General features: G+C 34.9%; 7 protein-coding genes. 2 read left to right on the top strand and 5 right to left on the bottom strand.

All coding sequences use genetic code 11. From position 1 onward, the window contains the following. Positions 1 to 78: 78 nt before the first annotated feature. Entirely contained in the window at positions 79 to 6,897 is a 6,819-nt protein-coding gene (locus RM697_RS04500; protein WP_311426666.1) for a fibronectin type III domain-containing protein, read from the bottom strand. A 168-nt stretch (positions 6,898 to 7,065) separates the two neighbouring features. Between RM697_RS04500 and RM697_RS04495 the strand changes: the two genes are divergently transcribed. Beyond that, a complete protein-coding gene (locus RM697_RS04495) occupies positions 7,066 to 8,757 on the top strand; it encodes an ABC transporter ATP-binding protein (RefSeq protein WP_432277877.1) in 1,692 nt (563 codons plus the stop codon). A 364-nt stretch (positions 8,758 to 9,121) separates the two neighbouring features. Here RM697_RS04495 and RM697_RS04490 read toward each other — a convergent pair whose 3' ends face one another. Further along, a complete protein-coding gene (locus RM697_RS04490) occupies positions 9,122 to 15,142 on the bottom strand; it encodes a DUF8693 domain-containing protein (RefSeq protein WP_311426664.1) in 6,021 nt (2,006 codons plus the stop codon). Between the two features lie 119 nt (positions 15,143 to 15,261). Between RM697_RS04490 and RM697_RS04485 the strand changes: the two genes are divergently transcribed. After that, the gene (locus RM697_RS04485; protein ID WP_311426663.1) at positions 15,262 to 15,729 is read left to right on the top strand and encodes a regulatory protein RecX; all 468 of its coding nucleotides are present in this window, start codon (positions 15,262 to 15,264) and stop codon (positions 15,727 to 15,729) included. A gap of 8 nt (positions 15,730 to 15,737) precedes the next feature. On the opposite strand, the gene RM697_RS04480 is transcribed toward RM697_RS04485, so the two are convergent. From RM697_RS04480 to RM697_RS04470, 3 genes are all read right to left on the bottom strand, one after another. Continuing rightward, entirely contained in the window at positions 15,738 to 16,598 is an 861-nt protein-coding gene (locus RM697_RS04480) for a cupin-like domain-containing protein (RefSeq protein ID WP_311426662.1), read from the bottom strand. Positions 16,599 to 16,682: 84 nt separating this feature from the next. Next, positions 16,683 to 17,777, bottom strand: a complete 1,095-nt coding sequence (bioB, locus tag RM697_RS04475) for a biotin synthase BioB (RefSeq protein ID WP_311426661.1) — start codon at positions 17,775 to 17,777, stop codon at positions 16,683 to 16,685. 71 nt (positions 17,778 to 17,848) lie between these two features. Then, positions 17,849 to 19,027 carry a beta-ketoacyl synthase N-terminal-like domain-containing protein gene (locus RM697_RS04470; protein WP_311426660.1) on the bottom strand — a complete coding sequence of 393 codons (1,179 nt, stop codon included), beginning with the start codon at positions 19,025 to 19,027 and terminating at the stop codon, positions 17,849 to 17,851. Between the last annotated feature and the right edge of the window lie 50 nt (positions 19,028 to 19,077).

Raw genomic sequence — 19,077 nt, 5'->3', positions numbered from 1 at the left:
AGAAAGTTCTTACTAAACAAAAAAAATGCAGGATTTTAGTCCTGCATTTTTTATGAATTAATAGATTTTATAAAGACTCTATCTAATTATTATTTTTTTAGATGAAGTCTGAGTGTTGTTTTTCAAATTTACAATATAAATACCATTGTCTATCTGTGATAAATTTATTTTGTGCTCATTTGTATTAGCATTTAAGGACTCAGATTTCACTAATCTTCCAAGTGCATCATATAAAAACAATTGGGTAACTTCGTTAAGTTGTCCCTTAATGATTAATTCTCTAGGTGATTTTGTATTATAGATTTGTAATGTATCAAAAGGATTTTCAGTTACAGTTAAGGTGTCTGCCTCAAATCTTAAAAAGAATCTTCCTGTACCATTTAACACTGAATTTGTGGTGAAAATATAATCGGTTGTATTTAGTAATGTTACTGTGTTTAAAAGTGTGTCTTCTAGATACACATCCACATTTCCTGGTAATGTTGTGTTTAAAATATTTATGGTAAGCTGTTGACCTTCTCCAGCCCTTATTCCTAAAGGAATTACAACTCCATTATAAAGATCGTCATTACCAACAGCTTGTACAGCCATATCAGTACCTTCATTTGCATCTACTAACTCAGAGAATAAAGAAAATGAAGGAGCATTCCCTCCAAATATTGCGGCATCATACCCAGCATCCAAACTAAGAGTAGCATTATCACTAAAGTAGAAGTCTGTATTGTAGCTATTACTTGCTTCATCATTAATTTGAAGTTGTAAATACAAAATAGCATTTTGAAGTCCTTCTCTTCCTAAAATAAAATCGTCACTATCTCCTAAAGAACGCATATTAGTAGTGAAACTCACGTTTCCTCCACCAGCTTTTGAAGAGACAAAGAAGCCCTGACCAGGAGTGATCATAGCATTAGGATTTGCATCTGAGTAAGCCTGATTCCAAATAGTCCAACCATCTGAAGCATCACCATCATAACCATAAATACCTGATGTTGGTGAATCAAATTCTGAGTTATTAGCAGCTAAGAAATCGACTAAACGTATATAGGATGGGTATGGATTACCAATTAAGTTCCATTCAAAAAACGCAGGACCACTATTAGATATTGGTTTATTAATATTCCATGTATTGACAGTTCCAGTATATACAAATGTAGAATTATCAGTAGATCCAGCTCTGTAACCTGTTCCTGCAGTTAATAGTGCAGTTTCTTGATCAGAGTATAAATCGTAATTACCATTAATTTTATTAAATGGACCAAATAAAAATAGTGTATTGCTACCATTACTCACTATATTGGGATTATTAGGGAAAAAATCTATAAAAGATTGATCTGAGACAGGAGGAGACACAAGGTCATTACCACCAGAACTTGCCACAACATTTGTGTGACGTAAGTATTCAATATTTCCTGCTACAAATCCATCAACTATTAAGCTAGAGTATTCATCTGAATCTGAGTTAAATGTTACTGTCCCAAGGTTGCTTAAGTTTCCTGCTAAGGTAATTGACTGTCCTTGAGCAACATCAATAGAGGCTCCAGTATTAACTTCTAAATTATCTAAGTTAATATCAGAGTTAATGGAATATATTCCATCTAAAATCAGTGCGTTTTCCGAATCAGTTATATCAGAAGGAGCATAAGGTTGCCATACGTTATTATGGAAGAGTAGAACATCTTCATCAATAATATTCACAGTGTAATCTTCAACTTCTCCCCAAGTAAAGGTCTCACATGGATCAGGTATATCGTTATATTTCATGGACACTCTCATTCTTGTTGAACCTTTCAATGCAGCAACCGGAACTGTAAAATTACCACTTACTGGAGTGTTTTGAGTTGGATTTCTTGTCCAAACTTGTTCGCCAGGATCAGTAAAATCACCATCCTTATTATAGTCTATCCAAACAGAATACCCTTCATTATACAATGTTCCTGTCCATGTAGGAGTTATTGCTATAGTATATTGAGTATTCTTTCTAAGAATTGTTGATATGTTAGTGAAGTCTGAATAGAATTGATCATCTGATGAATTATCTATTTCGTTTAATTGTACTCTGCTTATATATTCGTCGTTAACATTCTGACTGCTTGAGTTACAGTATATACCAGTAACAACATCTAGAGTAGTAACACTTACTGTATTACTTGAACCCGAAATGTTACCTGCTAAATCTTTTGCGTCTACTCTAAAGATGTAAAGTGTGTTAGCTGTAAGTCCAGTAACTTGATATGTAGTACTAGCAACACTTGCAATTAAGGTGTTGCCTTGATAAACATCATATTCTGTTACACCAACATTATCTGTAGAGGCAGTCCAAGATAAATCTATGGTTGTTTGAGTAATATTAGATGCGTTTAAATTAGTTGGTTCACTAGGAGCTTCAGTATCTGGAGGGTCTAATGTCGTTATATTAACAGAATTACTCATCCCAGATTCATTACTTTCAGCATCTAGAGCTGTAACTGTAAAAACATAACTTGTGCTAGGTATTAACCCAGTAACTTGATAGGTTGTTGTAGCTACTGTTGCAATGACTATACCGTCTTGATAAACATTATATTCTGTAACACCAACATTGTCAGTTGAGGCATCCCAAGATAAATCTACAGTTGTTTGAGTTGTGTTTGAAGCAATAAGATTGGCTGGAATTGAAGGAGCTTCGGTATCTGGAGGGTCTAAAGTTCTAATATTAACATTATTACTCATTCCTGATTCATTATTCTCAGCATCTAGAGCAGTTACCGTAAACGCATAACTTGTGCTTGGTGTTAAACCTGTTACTTGATAATTAGTAACAGTAATAGTTGCAATGACTATACCGTCTTGATAAACATTATATGCTGTAACACCAACATTATCTGTTGCAGCATCCCAAGATAAATCTACAGTTGTTTGAGTTATATTAGAATCAATTAAATTGAGCGGTACAGATGGAGCTTGCGTATCTGGAGAATCTAAAGTAATAATATTAACTGTATTGCTATTACCTGATTGATTTTCTGCAGCATCTAATGCAACAACAAAAAAGTCGTAAGACGTTAATGCAGTTAACCCTGTAACCTGATAAGTTGTTGAAGCTACAGTAGCAATGAGTACTCCATCTTGATAGACATCATACTCAGAGACACCAATGTTATCCGTTGCAGCATCCCAAGATAAATCTGTAGAAGTATCTATTGTATTTGATGCTATAAGATTTGTAGGAGCTGTAGGCGCTTCAGTATCTGGTCCAGCCAAAGTAGTTACATTTACAGTATTACTTTGCGGCGATTCATTTCCAGCGATATCTTTAGCAATAACATAAAAATTGTAAGAAGTTGAAGCTAATAACCCTGTAACTTGATAACTATTAGTATTAACAGTTGCTATAACGATTCCATCTTGATAAATATCATATGCAGTAACACCTACGTTATCTGTGGCTGCATCCCAAGATAAATCGGTAGATGTATCTAAGGTATTAGTTGCTATTAGGTTTGTTGGAGCCGTTGGTGCTTCAGTATCTAGAGTCGTTATATTTACAGTATTACTTTGAGGAGATTCATTTCCTTCAGTATCTTTTGCAATGATATAAAACGCATAACTAGTTCCATTTGTTAAACCAGTAACTTGATGTGTTGTTGTAGCTACTGTTGCAATAACGATTCCGTCTTGATAAACATCATAGGCAGTAACACCAACATTATCAGTTGCAGCATCCCAAGATAAATCGGTTGAAATATTTGTTGTATTTGCAGCAATAAGGTTCGTTGGTGCAGTTGGTGCTTCAGAATCTAAAGTAGTAATATTAACAGTATTACTTTGTGAAGATTCATTTCCAGCAGCATCTTTAGCTATAACATAAAAAGAGTATGATGTTGCATTCGTTAGTCCAGTGACTTGATATGTTGTAGTCGCCACAGTTGCAATGACTACTCCATCTTGATAAACATCATAGGCAGTAACACCAACATTATCTGTAGCAGCATCCCAAGATAAATCTGTAGAAGTATCTGTAGTATTAGAGGCAATTAAATTAGTTGGAGCTGATGGATCTTGATTATCTAAAGTAGTAATATTAACAGTATTACTTTGCGACGATTCATTCCCAGCAGCATCTTTAGCTATAACATAAAAAGCATAATTTGTTCCTGCTGATAATCCAGTAACTTGAAATGATGTACTAGATACTGTTGTAACAACTAGTCCATCTTGGTAAACATCGTACTCAGTAACTCCAACATTATCAGTTGCAGCATCCCAAGATAAGTCTGTTGAGGTTTCGGTTGTATTAGAGGCTATTAAGTTTGTTGGAGTCGTTGGCGCATCTGTGTCTGGCGGATCTGATGTTGTTATGTTTACAACATTACTTGGATCTGATTCATTACCTGCAGCGTCTTTTGCTGTAACACTAAAAGAATAACCTGTACTTGGTGTTAAACCTGTTACTTGGTAAGTAAGTGTATTAACGGTTGCAATAACTGACGCACCTTGATAGATATCATATTCAACAACACCAATATTGTCAGTTGCAGCATCCCAAGACAAATCAGTTGTTGTATCCGTTGTATTCCCTGCTACTAAGTTAGTTGGAGCTATAGGGTTATCAGTATCTACAAAAGTTGCAGTTAACACCATTTGATCTATAGCCATGTCACTTCTAAAACCAGAACCAGTGATACCAACGAATCGAAACTTAACTATTGTGCCATCATAAGCACTAATGTCTACGTTTTGCAGATTCCATTGATTTCCTTGATTACCATTCTGAGTAAACACTTGAGTCCAATTAGAGCCATCATCAATTGTAGCCTCTAGAGATAAAGTTCCCATATTAGTGCCTCGCATATGATAATTAAATGTGAAAGAAGAATTAATATAATTTGTAAGGTTAAAGCAAGGGCTCTCTAAATATACTGTTGCGTTTGGTCCAGGATCTTCATTATTTGAAGCTTCCGTGTAAAAATAATTTCCACCACCAGTGATATCGTCAGATGGACCTGTATTTTGTGAGAGTGTTCCACCATTATTAATGGTCCAGTTACCATCATCGCCAGAACCTTGAACCCAATCACCCATGCCTGAGTCAAATGTTTCTGTATAAGTAAAATTAGAAACTAAAACTCCAGTACATGGTGCTAAGTTATTAGTACTAAAGTTTACAGAGGATGAATAGCCAGAAACTGTTGCACCACAGTTTGTACGGACTTGAACTTCATAATCAGTTAATGCTATTAGCCCTGTTAATTGATATATGTTTGTAATTATACCAGTCACCTCAGTCCATGTCGGAGCACCAATTTCTCTGTATCTTATATCATAATTTCCTGATGCTAAAGGATTCCAATTTAAATCTACTGAAAAACTTGTTGGATTAGATGTTGCTAACCCAGTTGGAGGAACATTAGCCAGAGGCGTTAATAAAATATCTCCAAGGTCTACAACCTCATAATTATTAATGGTTTGATTGGTTAATGTTTCGGATTGAAAACAAGGGGATTCAATTAGTATTTCGTAAGTATTTGCTATTGTAGGTCTGTAAAAATCTCCATGAGGTAGTTCGGAAATAGTATTAGAACCAAGACTTACATCATCTAAGCCAACTAATGTAATCGTTGCTTCAATTGGATTACCTGAACTAGCATCTTTAACTACGCCTCTAAAACCATAAGTTCCTTGCTGTAGATACTGTATTAGAGCTTCTCTGTTATAATTCCAAAAATCATCTAATTGAGCCGCTGGTGGTGTTTTAGCATTAGAGAGTTCTATAGTTGTTTCTTTACATTGATGATAAAAATTCATATAATCTTGTCTACCACCTTGTACTTGATACCAATCTGCACCATTTGTTATTCCGTTTGTTAGATCATCCATGTATCCACTAGGACCAGCTGCCTGACAATTATCAGCGTATTCTCTACTGATAAGTTGATACCAGTCATCGTCTGGATGACGTGTAAAGGTGTTGTCCCAAGGATAATTTACAACTTCAATCCCACCATGAAAATTTGCTGATAAAACAAAATGGTAATCATCTGCTAAGTCCATAAATAATAAAGTCTCAGGTTGATGTGGATTGCCATCAGGATTTGTACCACCAATATTATCAGGGTAGTTTCTGTTTAAGTCTACACCATTATCATTGGCACGTCTGGCATTAGCCACAGATGTATTTGTTGGATCATTATAATAAGTACCATCAGGATTAGCATTAGGATTTATCCAAATTTCAGAACCATTTAATAAGGTTTGAACTCTAGAATGATCTACATGATTTGTATCATTATAAGCAGAAATTAAATAATTGATAAGCTCAAGCATCATAGGGTAACCAGCAATTTCATCGCCATGCATTGACGAGGTGTAAAGTAATCTTGGTTCTTGTTCATTAGTTGACACATTATCAGATAGTTTTACGAATAATATATCTTTATCTCCCTCTGTTGTTGGACCAAGATTTATAAATTCACAAATACCAGGATTGTCATTTGCAAAATCTTGCATTTGCTGTGCATAGTCTGAATAAGTAGGATAAGCAGTAATTGGAAAAGTAAGGGTATTAGCTAAGCCATCAGAGCTTGGAATATCGTCAGACATCATTTGAGGACCAATAACATTATCAAATGCAGTGACTTGAAACGGAATATCCTGTTCTAAAAATTGTTCAAATTGCTGTTCATTTGCCCATACTTTTACTGTATTAGTGGTTGGATCAAAATTTACAATAGACATTTGATGCGAAATTGGACCCAAAGCTTCACGTCCACTGACTTTAAAGCTAAAAGTAACTTCTCCCTTATTATTAATATATTCTATAGCTTGAGAAAGGCTTGTATTCTGTGCTATTACTGAGTTAAACATAAATAACACTAAAATAGCAAAGGTGATTCGAGGCAAATAACTAGTAAGTTTCATCGATAAGCGGTTAATTTATTCGGGTAAATATAATATAAATATTGAATATTATCTACAAAAGGCATAAAAACACGATGAAATACACTTTTATTATAAGTAAATTTCTATCAATAGTGTTTTTTTATTTTTCAGTTTGCAACAGCTATTCAAAATTAATTACATTTACATGTGGAGAATTCCAGCCTATTGAATGTGAAAAATTTGACTATTTCTTTCTCTAAAGAGGGTATTGAGAAAGAGATTATAATGGATATTTCATTTAGTATAAGTGCTAATGAAATATTAGCCATTGTAGGTGAGTCTGGATCGGGGAAATCAATAACATCCCTCGCAATTCTCGGACTACTACCAAAAAAAATTTCAAAAATAACAGGATCTATTACATTTTTAGAATATGAGCTCACAAGTATTGATAAAAAACAATTACAATCTATCAGAGGGCAAGATATTGCAATGATTTTTCAAGAGCCAATGAGTTCATTAAATCCATCGATGCGCTGTGGAAAACAAGTTATTGAAATTTTAAAAACCCACTATCCTAAAAGGAAACAAAAGCAAATAAAAACCGAGGTTTTAGAGCTATTTGAAAAGGTGAATTTGCCAAATCCAGAGCGTATCTTTAAAGCGTATCCTCATGAAATCTCTGGAGGACAAAAGCAACGCATCATGATTGCAATGGCAATTGCTTGCAAGCCTAAACTTCTCATTGCAGATGAACCTACTACAGCATTAGATGTCACTGTACAGAAAGAAATTATAGGATTACTAAAAGAACTTCAAAAAAGTGAAGGTATGAGTGTTCTTTTTATTTCTCACGATTTAACATTAGTGTCTGAAATCGCAGATCGAGTATTGGTAATGTATAACGGAAAAATAGTTGAGCAAGGTAATACTGAGCAGATATTTTTAAATGCTAAAGAAACTTATACTAAAGCCTTAATAGAATCTAGACCTTCAACTAAAAAAAGATTAAAAAGACTACCAACCATAAAAGATTTTATAAATAATACTAGAGAAACAGCCATAATTTCTAAAGAAGAGCGACAAGCTAGCCATGATTTTATTTATAATAATTCGCCATTGCTAGAAATTGTTGATTTAGAAAAAGCATTCGTTTCTAAATTAGGACCCTTTAAAAAAGCAGAGCTTTTTAAAGCTGTAAATGGTGTAAGTTTTAAAGTGTATGAAGGTGAAACCTTAGGCTTAGTTGGCGAATCTGGTTGTGGTAAGTCTACCCTTAGTAATGCCATATTACAATTAGACAAGGCAACATCTGGTAAAGTAATTTATAAAGGGACTGATATAAATAAACTCGATAAAACTGCTGTTAGGCAATTGAGAAAAGATATTCAAATTATTTTCCAAGATCCTTTCGCATCGCTTAATCCAAGAATGCCAGTTGGTAATGCCATAATAGAGCCTATGAAAGTTCATAATATTGGCAACTCAAAAAAAGAACGAGAAGACATTGTAAAAGAACTATTAACCAAAGTTGGTTTAGAACCTAATCATTTTTATAGGTATCCACACGAATTTTCTGGAGGTCAAAGACAACGTATTGGCATTGCTAGAACTATTGCTTTGCAACCTAAACTCATTATTTGTGATGAATCCGTTTCTGCTTTAGATATTTCTGTACAAGCACAAGTTCTTAATTTACTAAATGATTTAAAGCAAGATTTTAAGTTTACGTATATATTTATTTCGCACGATTTAGCCGTTGTAAAATATATGTCGGATCAATTATTAGTGATGAACGAGGGTAAAATTGAAGAGCTTAATGATGCAGATATAGTTTACCAGTCTCCTCAGTCAGAATATACCAAAAAATTAATCCATGCTATACCCAAAGGGTTATAGCATGAATATTTTTTTGGTTAACAGCATAATACTTTTTAAAAGTTTAATGCTTTTTTGAAAACTAACCATAATACTGTTTTCAAAATAAGTAGGTCTTGGTAGATTTGAGGTTTCATTCATAAGTAACAATTCATGTTAGATTTGGGGCAAAATCTCATAAATTAAGTTTATGATAGATTTGGTTATTATGATTTGGGATTGCTAATATGTGAATTAATTACATTAAATCTGTTTAAAAGCTATATAAATCGACAAAATGCACAATACTTTAACATATACATATAAAATTCTTACAAACATTTACATTTTAGAGATAAAAAAAGCTATCGATAGCGATAGCTTTTTATGGTAACTTATTATTAGTTTATTTCTGTTTTATAGCCTTTTTATTAATGATCTGACCACTAGATAATGTTACTTTAGCAATATACGTAGATGAGCTTAAAGCAGACAAATCATATATTTCTGTGTGGTTATTTGCTTTGAATCTGTAAATAGACCTGCCTAATAAGTCGATAATTTCAACAGACTTCATTTCAAAATTTGTTGGTACAAGAAATTGTACATTACCATTTTGTAATTCTGTAATGATCAATTCAGAGGTGTTCAATTCATTTTCATTAACAGATAAAGCGTCAGCATTAAAGACTATCTCAAAACGATCATTAAATTCACCAACTTCTGAGGTGAAAGTATAATCGTCAGCACTCAAATTATGAAGAACATTGAGAAGATTATCCTTAATATAAATAGTATTATTGAGCATAAAATCACCTTCTAATTCCGCGATGGAAACAGTGTATAATGTGGCTTGATCTATTGAAGTTAATAGTCCTAAAGGAATCACTTCATCCAAATGAATACTATTTAAATCCTTTCCTTGTATGGCAAATTTCTTATTTAAATCTTCTATTGTAGAGTAGAGAACAGCAAATGCACCTGTAGCTGTATTGCGTTCTGCATCAAAATAAGCACCATCAAAATCATCTGTAGCACCTTCTTTATAGCCCACTAAAACTTGGCTAAATGCACCATTATCTGTCATTAGGTTTAACCATAGCTTTTCGGTATTCCCTGTCTCTCTATTAGTAGTTACTTCAGTATTCACCATTCTAAAAAACTGACTGTTATTACTTGTACCACGAACACGCATACTATTATTAAATATTAAATCTGCAGTTTCAATAATTCCTGGTTGACCTGTAGGATCAGTGTGTACAGATGTATTTAAAGCGGCATTAGACATGGCTATAAAAAAGCCTTGACCAGATGGAATAAATCTATTTGGTATTGTTGGGTCACCTCCATCAGCAGTTCCTGTTTGACCAACGCCATTTATAATGGCATAATCGCTAGACGAAAAATTTAAGTTTTCAAAACCACCTGTATTAGCATCTGCTGGAGTATCTTGAGACCATAAATAGATGGCACCTGTCATAACACGGTTTGGTGCACCAGCAATATCAGAATTATAATCTAAAAACTCGTCAGCATCAATTGCTGAAGGATAAGGGTTACCTACAAAGTTCCAGTTATTATCACCCATTTCTTCATCATTTTTAAAGATAGAAACAGGAATAATACCGTTATTAAAACGACCATTAAAAGAATAATCAAATTGGCAGTCAGGTCCACCATCACAAGGAAAACTATTAAACAAAGGAGGACTATGCGTAGACGCATAACCAACGCCAGCTAACATAGTATCGGAACCATTTACCAATTGCCAATCTCTGAGAGTACCATCGTTAACATAATCGTCTAGTCCATTATCATCTAAGTCGTCATGCCCAACATTAGATGAGTTAGTATTCCCAGTTTCATCCCTACTATCTCTAAAATCTTGAGCAAAAAATCTGAAACGTCTTCCAGGATTGGCATCTGCCAAGGCATCACCTATAGTTTCATCTTCTACTGGAGAACTCCAATATGTGTATTCTGTAGCGATGTCCATTGGAGCTGTACGTTTATTAACTTGAATGTTATCTGGATTGTCAGCTGTAACAGTACCCGAATCGTTAATTTGAACAAATGCAGCTTGAGGCTGAACTATAATAGCACCACTTCCATATACGTATAAATTATTCTGTACTTCAACGTAAGTATTGGCACCTCCATTATTGACATCTCCAATAGTTAAAGTAGCTCCATTATTTATGATAAGGTTACAGGCTTCAAAACTAGTTTGTTGTCCACCAGCAGTTGTATTATAATTTGCGTTAATAATTGCTACTGTATCAGAATCTGGAAGAGTTGGGCTCCATGAACCGTTCCAAGTCGTTGTTGGTAGGGTTACGCTTACAGCATTAGAAGCATTATAACAGGTTGCATCATTTTCTTTAACTCGGCAATAAAATTGATAATTTAATACATTTGAAGCATCTGTTATCGTAAGAATATCAGTATCTGCACCAGAGTAAATTCCACCATCAGAGATAAGTTGCCAAGTCGGATTTGGTCCTGAGGCAGGATCAAAAACATACCAGTCATAATCTAAATCTCTTGTATCTCCACTAATATCATAGCCTTCGCTTGCAACAACAGTTAATGTAGCAATATTACAACTTGGAGAAGACACTGTTGGGCCTGCTACAGAAGGCACATCAAAAAATGGAGGAACAGAAAATCCGAAACAATCAGCTGTACCTTGAGAATCCCAATCATTAATATCAAACCCATCAGAATCTACAATGTAATCTGTTATTGCGGTACTTGTATCCTCAATAATATTTGGAAACTTTGGAGCTGTTGAAGTAATATCTCTAGTATAAACAAAACCAGAAGAGCCATACTCACTATTGGCCCAGAGATCAACTTCGGTTCCATTGTTAATCAGGACAAGTCTATCCACACCATCAGAACCAATACCATTTACACCAAATGCGCCATTAGTAAGGACAATGTCTGGTATAATATTAGGGCAATCACTACATGTACTTCCTGTATTACCAAATTGAACCATAAATGTACTATAAGCGTCTACTGAGCCACTAAGACTTAGGGCAGCACTTGTGTAATCGAAATCCCCATTATTAGTATCTATAAAATTTGCTGAAGCTTTATTGTTAGACAATCGTATACTATATGTGCTCAAATCAATGGTAGCAGCAGTTGGATTAAAAAGCTCTAGATAATGACATGAACCACCAGTATTATCAAAAAGCCCACTGATTAAGAGATCTGTCCATCCCGCTGGAATTGTACTTGTTGTGCCATCACAAGTGTCATCTTCTTCTGTATATACAGTAAAAACTTCTCGAGCTAAGCAACCTGAACTATCTTCAATATATAAAAATGCTGTATCAGCACCAGTTGGTATTGTTACTTCCATTGTTGTAGGTGAGAGTACTGTAAAAGGTGCTACCTCACCATTAATGGTAGCAAATGTACTACCACCTCCAAAGTTTGCGCCTGTAACCGTTACAATAGTACCGATTGGGCCACTCGATGGAGATAAAGCAATCGTTGCACCAGCGCAGATACCTGTACCTCTTATATCAAAATTATAGGGATTTTCATCACTATCGTTATTGTTAATTGTGACTGTAGCAATTTTGAGTCCAGGACTTCCAGGTGAAAAGGAAATCTCAATTGGCACAATGCCATCAGGAGCTAAAGTGTAAGTTCCAAATTCAGCAGGATTACTAACAAGAGTAAACTCAGTGCTAGACAACGTAATTGAGTTTATATCCAAGTCACCATCACCAAGATTTACAATAAAGTACGTTTTGGGCTGCGAGACGTCACCTTCAATCTGCTGAGCAAAAGTATTATCGTATACTGGAGCAAATGTTGTAAGGTTATCCGGAATATTAGCATTGTTACTTGTTTCTAATCTAATTTCTGGTGTTCCGACGAATCCTGTTCCATTTAGGTTAATCGTACAACTAGCTTCATCAGAATCATTGCTATTAATAGTTAATATTCCAGATAATGCACCAGCCGAAGAAGGAGAAAATGTTATGGTGTAGGTTTGACTTGAACCAACAGGAATGGTAATTCCTGTGGAAGGCGCAATTGAGAAATCTCCTGTAATTCCTATTGAGCTAATAGTTAAATCTTGATTTCCTAAGTTTTCAATCTCTAAATTATATGTACCAGTTTGCGAAGTAGAAACTGTACCAAAATCATAACTATATCCACATGGTCTGTAAGCGGAAGAGCTACTCTCTATTAGTTGTAGTTCGGGGCTAGTAACTGTTGGTCCACAAAATACACTTAAATCATCGACGTAATGCGATCTATCATCAAATGTTCGTTCTAATCTTAATCTAACATTAGTAAGTACAGAAATCCCCGAAAGGTCTGTAGTAAATAGTTGATAAGTGTTAGTTGTTGCTTGGTGTGCATCTAATTCTATCCAATTGGTCCCATCAAAATATTGGATAGATAATATGTTTGGATCTGGGTCAGAACCAGGGTCAGAACTTAATCTTGCATAATACTGTAAAGACGTAGGATTATCTACAGGAGGTAATTCTAACCAGTCACTTGTATCATTAAAGTTAGCATAATCAACACCTGTTCTGGCGTTTCCAGCATTAGTATTAATTGTAGCTGTGGACAACCAACCAGATGGGAAACCGCTTTCAAAACTTTCTTCGCCTAAACATGGACCAATAAGTGTTGTATCATTTCCTGTAAGAGGGCCACCAATCAGATAATCTGGACCACCTCCGCAATTGGTGTCATTGAAAGCAAAAACAAAGAAATAATAGGTTGTGTTTCCAGCTAAACCTGTTGCTGTAAAAGAGGTGGAATTTCCGACTGCCACTACAGTACCTCCTCCAAGACTATCTCCTACGTTATAAGAAGTTGCATCTACAGGATTTCCAGAAAGCGTATTACTCGTACTAGCGATTATTAAATAGTTGTCTGCACTACCTGAAGCCGTGAAACTTCCATCGATACTACTAGCAGTGACATTAGATAATACAAGATTGGTTGGTTGCGCTAAGGGTTCTGAACAGGAGACTGGAGAAGTCACACAGATATCAAAAGTTCCTGTTGCATTCCCATCATATTCCCATACTCTTATATAAACTGTACTACCTACTGTTAAACCTGATTCATTGATTTCGGACATGGAATTTCCACCAGAAAAATCTATATCATCGTTGCAAGTAATTAGACTTAAGCTTCCACAATTAGCTCCTGAATATAAAGCCATACCTGTATCGTCAATACCTCCATTATCAGATGTAGTTACGGTGATTTCACCACCTGCGGGAACAACTGCAGAAAACCATACATCTGCACCATTATAATTAGCACAACCAGGATCACTTAAACCACTATCGCTAGCGCCAACATTAGAGGCCGAAATGTTTATACAAGAACTATTTACTGCAAGAGGAATAGCCGTGCCACAGTCGTCATTTAAATCATTATCCGTTATAGTTAAAACATGCTGAGTTGCACTGCCTAAGTCGGCATTAGTACCACCAGAAGGATTAATCAAATTTAAAATTACGGTCTCATCAGGTTCTTGAACGGCATCATCATTAGAGATATATAGTGTAATACACTGGTCTGCGCTACTATTTGCGGGAAAGGTTAGTGTTTGAGGAAATACTATTGCTGCTGGTGAGCCAGCACCATCGTCGTAATCCGTGCCATTGGTTGCGGTACTCGCACCATCTAACTGAACTTGTACTGTAGTTGCTGCACTAGAGGAAGGGTTGGTTATAGAGGCACATACATCAATAAATAATCCGTCTTCTGCTAAACTCAAAGTGGAAGAAACAAACTGTACTCGAGTATCAGTAGAACCGCCACAATCGGTAACATTAAAAGTACCTGTAAATGTTTGTTGCGTAGAGTTGTTGGTTAACCAATTAGCACTATTGTTAATAGCGGATCTTAGAGATGCAATAGTTCCAGTTAACGTACCATTATAAATGGCGTTATCCACTTCTGGAGCTATTGCCAAACAATTTACTCCATTAGTAAGACCAGTTGGAATTGCTGATTCGGCAGTGCTTGTTGCATCGGTATCCCAATTACCATTCATGTGAATTGCTGCTATTGGAGTGGGTGACCCTGTAGTACCTGTAAATGCAATTATTTGATCTCCACTTGTAGATAAAGCAAAAGCTGTTCCTGGTTCGGTCAAAGTAATAACATCTCCACAATTTACACCTGGAGAAGTCCAAGTCATTACACCTTCACTACTGTTTCGTAGACCACCACTACTTAGCCATCCTCTATCGGTAAAGTTAATTTGTGTACCTGCTGGTATATCTATAAAAGTTATAAACTTAAAATCTTGACCACCACCATCACCATTGAATTGTAGAAAAGCGATGTCACCAACACTTTGCCCAAACCCAAAAGTAAAAGCGCATAAAAATAGGAGTAGACTTAAGGAGTACTTTTTTAACATAGGGAACGGATTAGCAACATCCTCTTACGAGGGCAACAAATATACATCAAAATTCTCTTATTTTAAGGCGGTTAACCTTTAGTAATTATTAACAAAAAGTTATTATTTTAGTTTTATCGATGAAAGATTCTTACACCGTAAGTGAAGCCTTACAATTAGCACAAAATTACTGTGCCTATCAAGAGCGTTGCCATAAAGATGTTGAACAAAAGCTAAAGAGTATTAATATGATACCTGAGGTCATATTGCATATCATTAGCCAACTTATTGAAGGTAATTATCTTAATGAAGAACGCTTTGCAAAAAGTTTTGCTAGAGGAAAATTTTCTATAAAAAAATGGGGAAAACACAAAATTGTGAGAGAATTAAAGCTTAGAGATATTTCTAAATACAACATAAAAAGTGCATTAAAAGAAATTGATGAAGAAAATTATTTTAAAACTCTAGATGAGTTAGCAAAAAAAAGACTCTTACAACTGAAAGAAAAGAATATTTATAAGCGTAAAAGAAAGCTTTGCGATTATCTATTGTATAGAGGCTGGGAACCTTATTTGGTCTATGAAAAAGCAAGTGAACTTATCAAATAAAGATCTAATTACAGCGCTTTGTTTGTTCTAATAATAGCCTGTTCGTTCTTCCAATCAATCCATTTTTGCCCCTTTAACCTACGCATCACATTATCTAAAGTTCTCATTATAAAAACATTATAAATTGCTTTGCTCAAGTTTTTTGGTTTTCGGGCAATTGCTCTTAAACTCATTGAAAACCCTGGAGTAATATAACGCATATAGTGCCACCAACCTTCTGGCATATATAAGACTTCACCATGATTAAGTTCGCAAACCCAACCTTTAGCATGTTGCAGTGCTGGCCATTTTTCAAAATCTGGGTTGGCAAAATCTATATCCTCTCTAGTAATCAACGAATGCGGAATTTTATAGAGGTATTTATTCTGTTTTTGATCAAACAGGATGCATTGCTTTTTGCCTTCAAAATGAAAATGAAAAATATTAGCCAAATCAATATCATAATGCATAAACGTATACGAATCTCTTCCGCCAAAAAATAGCATAGGTAAACCTTTCATTAGACGTAAACCAAAATCTGGATATTTAAAATCGTTTTGTAGCTGAGGTATTTCTTTTAAAATATTCCAAAGAAAAATACGGTATTTAGTAGGTTTACTTTTTAATAAATCTACATATTCAGACATTTTCATGGTTGCATGAGGCTCATTGAAACCATCTTTATAATCTACTGGTCTGTCGTCATAAAGCGGAACTGTTTTGTCGCCTGCTATGTCTTTCATGTAGTCTAAAGACCACTTAGAATAGGCAGGCCAATCTTCAATGAAGTTTTCTATAACCACAGGTTGTTGTGGTTTAAAATAATGTGTTATAAAATCCTCTTTACTAATAGTTTTAACACGAGGAATTTGTCTAAGATCTAATTGCAACGTCTTAATGTTAAGGTGGTCTCAAAGTTAAGAAAACGTCTCGAAATTGTAAATAGTAATTTTTTGAGTGTAGCGTTAGATGTTCTATTTAAGAACTTTTGCTTTTTGTTTTGCTTCTTCGTTTCTCTCAATTTTATGATCTGGACGTGTCCATTTTGGCTTTTCACCAAGAGCATGGAATTGAGAATCTTTTGCTTCAATTGAAGTAGGTTGCATTTTTTTAATGAATGGCTTTTGTGGATTTAAACCTAATACATCAAATAACTTCATATCCTCATTAACATCAGGATTTGGAGTGGTTAGTAATTTATCTCCTGCAAAAATGGAGTTTGCTCCAGAAAAAAAGCACATAGCTTGACCTTCCTGACTCATTTCTGTACGTCCTGCACTTAAACGCACTTGTGCTTCTGGCATAACAATACGTGTTGTAGCTACCATTCTAATCATATCCCAAATAGAAACAGGTTTTTGGTTTTCTAAAGGCGTGCCTTCAACAGCAACTAAAGCATTAATTGGTACAGATTCTGGTTGAGGGTTTAAAGTAGATAATGCTACAAGCATACCAGCTCTATCACTCTCTTTTTCTCCCATTCCTATAATTCCGCCAGAGCAAACAGTAACGTTAGTTTTACGCACATTATCTATAGTTTCTAATCGGTCTTCATAACCTCTTGTAGAAATCACTTCTTTGTAATATTCTTCTGAAGAATCTAGATTATGGTTATAAGCATATAAACCAGCTTCAGCTAATCGTTGTGCTTGGTTTTCAGTGACCATACCTAAGGTACAACAGACTTCCATCTCTAGTTTATTTATAGTCCTTACCATTTCTAAAACCTGATCGAATTCTGGGCCATCTTTTACATTACGCCAAGCAGCTCCCATACAAACTCTAGAACTTCCTGATGCTTTAGCTCTCAAGGCTTGTGCTTTAACATGGCTCACAGTCATTAAATCATTACCTTCAATATCTGTGTGGTAACGAGCAGCTTGCGGACAATAGCCACAATCTTCTGGACAACCTCCTGTTTTTATAGACAGTAAAGTAGAAACTTGTACTGTATTTGGATCATGGTGTAAACGATGAACAGTAGCAGCCTCATACATTAATTCCATGAGAGGTTTATTATAGATATCTAAAATTTCTTCTTTAGTCCAGTTGTGTCTTATTGTACTCATATTTCAAAAATAGCGTATTCGTATTTTAATAACTAAATTCCAAAACTGAAATTCAAAAAAATTGTCAACAATTAAGATTTAGATATAATTACTGAAACAGCATTACCTCCAAATCCTACAGCATTAATCATTATGTTTTGAATTTTTTTAGGTTCTTTTTCCTTCAAATAAGGTACTGAAATAAAGTGTTGATGTTGTAGCATTAAAATTGCCATTTCTAAGCTCAATAAGCCTGAAGCTCCTAGAGTGTGTCCAAGCTTCCATTTGTTGTTAGTTAACGAAGGAAGGTGAGCGTTGAATACCTTTTTAATAGCCTTATATTCTGCAATATCACCTTTTATTGTGCCAGGAGTATGTGTTACTATAATATCAATTTCTTCAGGCTTTAAATTTCTTAAGGCCATTTTCATTGAGCGTTGGAAACAAACAGCATTTGAAGATAAAGATGCATTATGTTCTAAAATTTCAGTGGCATAACCAATACCTTTAACTACAGCTAAAGCGTTATTTGAGATCCCTTTTTCTAAACATGCTAGAGCTGCACCTTCACCTAAGACCATTGTGTTTTTGGATTTATCTATGTTTAAAGCTTGACAAGGAAATTTATTTTCGGACACTTCGAGTGCCCCAGTGTCTGGTTTGGAATAGATTTTAAGTGCTTTCATCTGCGCAATGGTAAATTCAGTCAAAGGTGCTTCGCTACCACCAACTAAAAATTTATCTGACATGCCAGAATTTATCCAAGCGACTCCGTTTAGTAAAGCATGTAATGCTGTTGAGCAAGTTATAGAATGAGAAATTTCTGGACCTATGGTTTGTAAATCGTGGGCAACCCAAGAGGAGATATTACCCAATGTTGTTGTTGGAGAGGTTAATGTATTTGTAATATCCTTTTTAAGGAAATCTGAATGATATTTTTCAAATAAAGTTGTTGCACCACGCGAAGATCCTATATTAATTCCAAAGTTATTGTCTGAATTCCATTGAGCATCTTTAATAGCCTTACGAGAGGCATGTAAAGCCATTAAAACAGACCTGTCTAGTGCTCTATATTTTGTAGTTTCTTGCCTTAACTTTTCAAGAATTTCATTAGACGTTTCACTTAGTTTTGAGCAAAGTGAAGTTTCTTCTCCTTTTTGATATTCAGAAATAAAATGGTTAGGCTTAAGATAGTTATTCCATATTTCAGCAGTCGAATTACCTAGAGGAGATATGGAGCTTACAGCAGTTATAGAAATAGGGTTTTGCAATAGAAATAATTTATAAGCAAAAGTAAGACCTAAGTTAGTATTTTAGTAAC

It is taken from the genome of Microcosmobacter mediterraneus (assembly GCF_031846265.1).
Lineage (GTDB): Bacteria > Bacteroidota > Bacteroidia > Flavobacteriales > Flavobacteriaceae > Microcosmobacter > Microcosmobacter mediterraneus.
The sequence above is the reverse complement of the archived record's forward strand: the minus strand, read 5'-3'. Positions and strand labels throughout refer to the sequence as shown.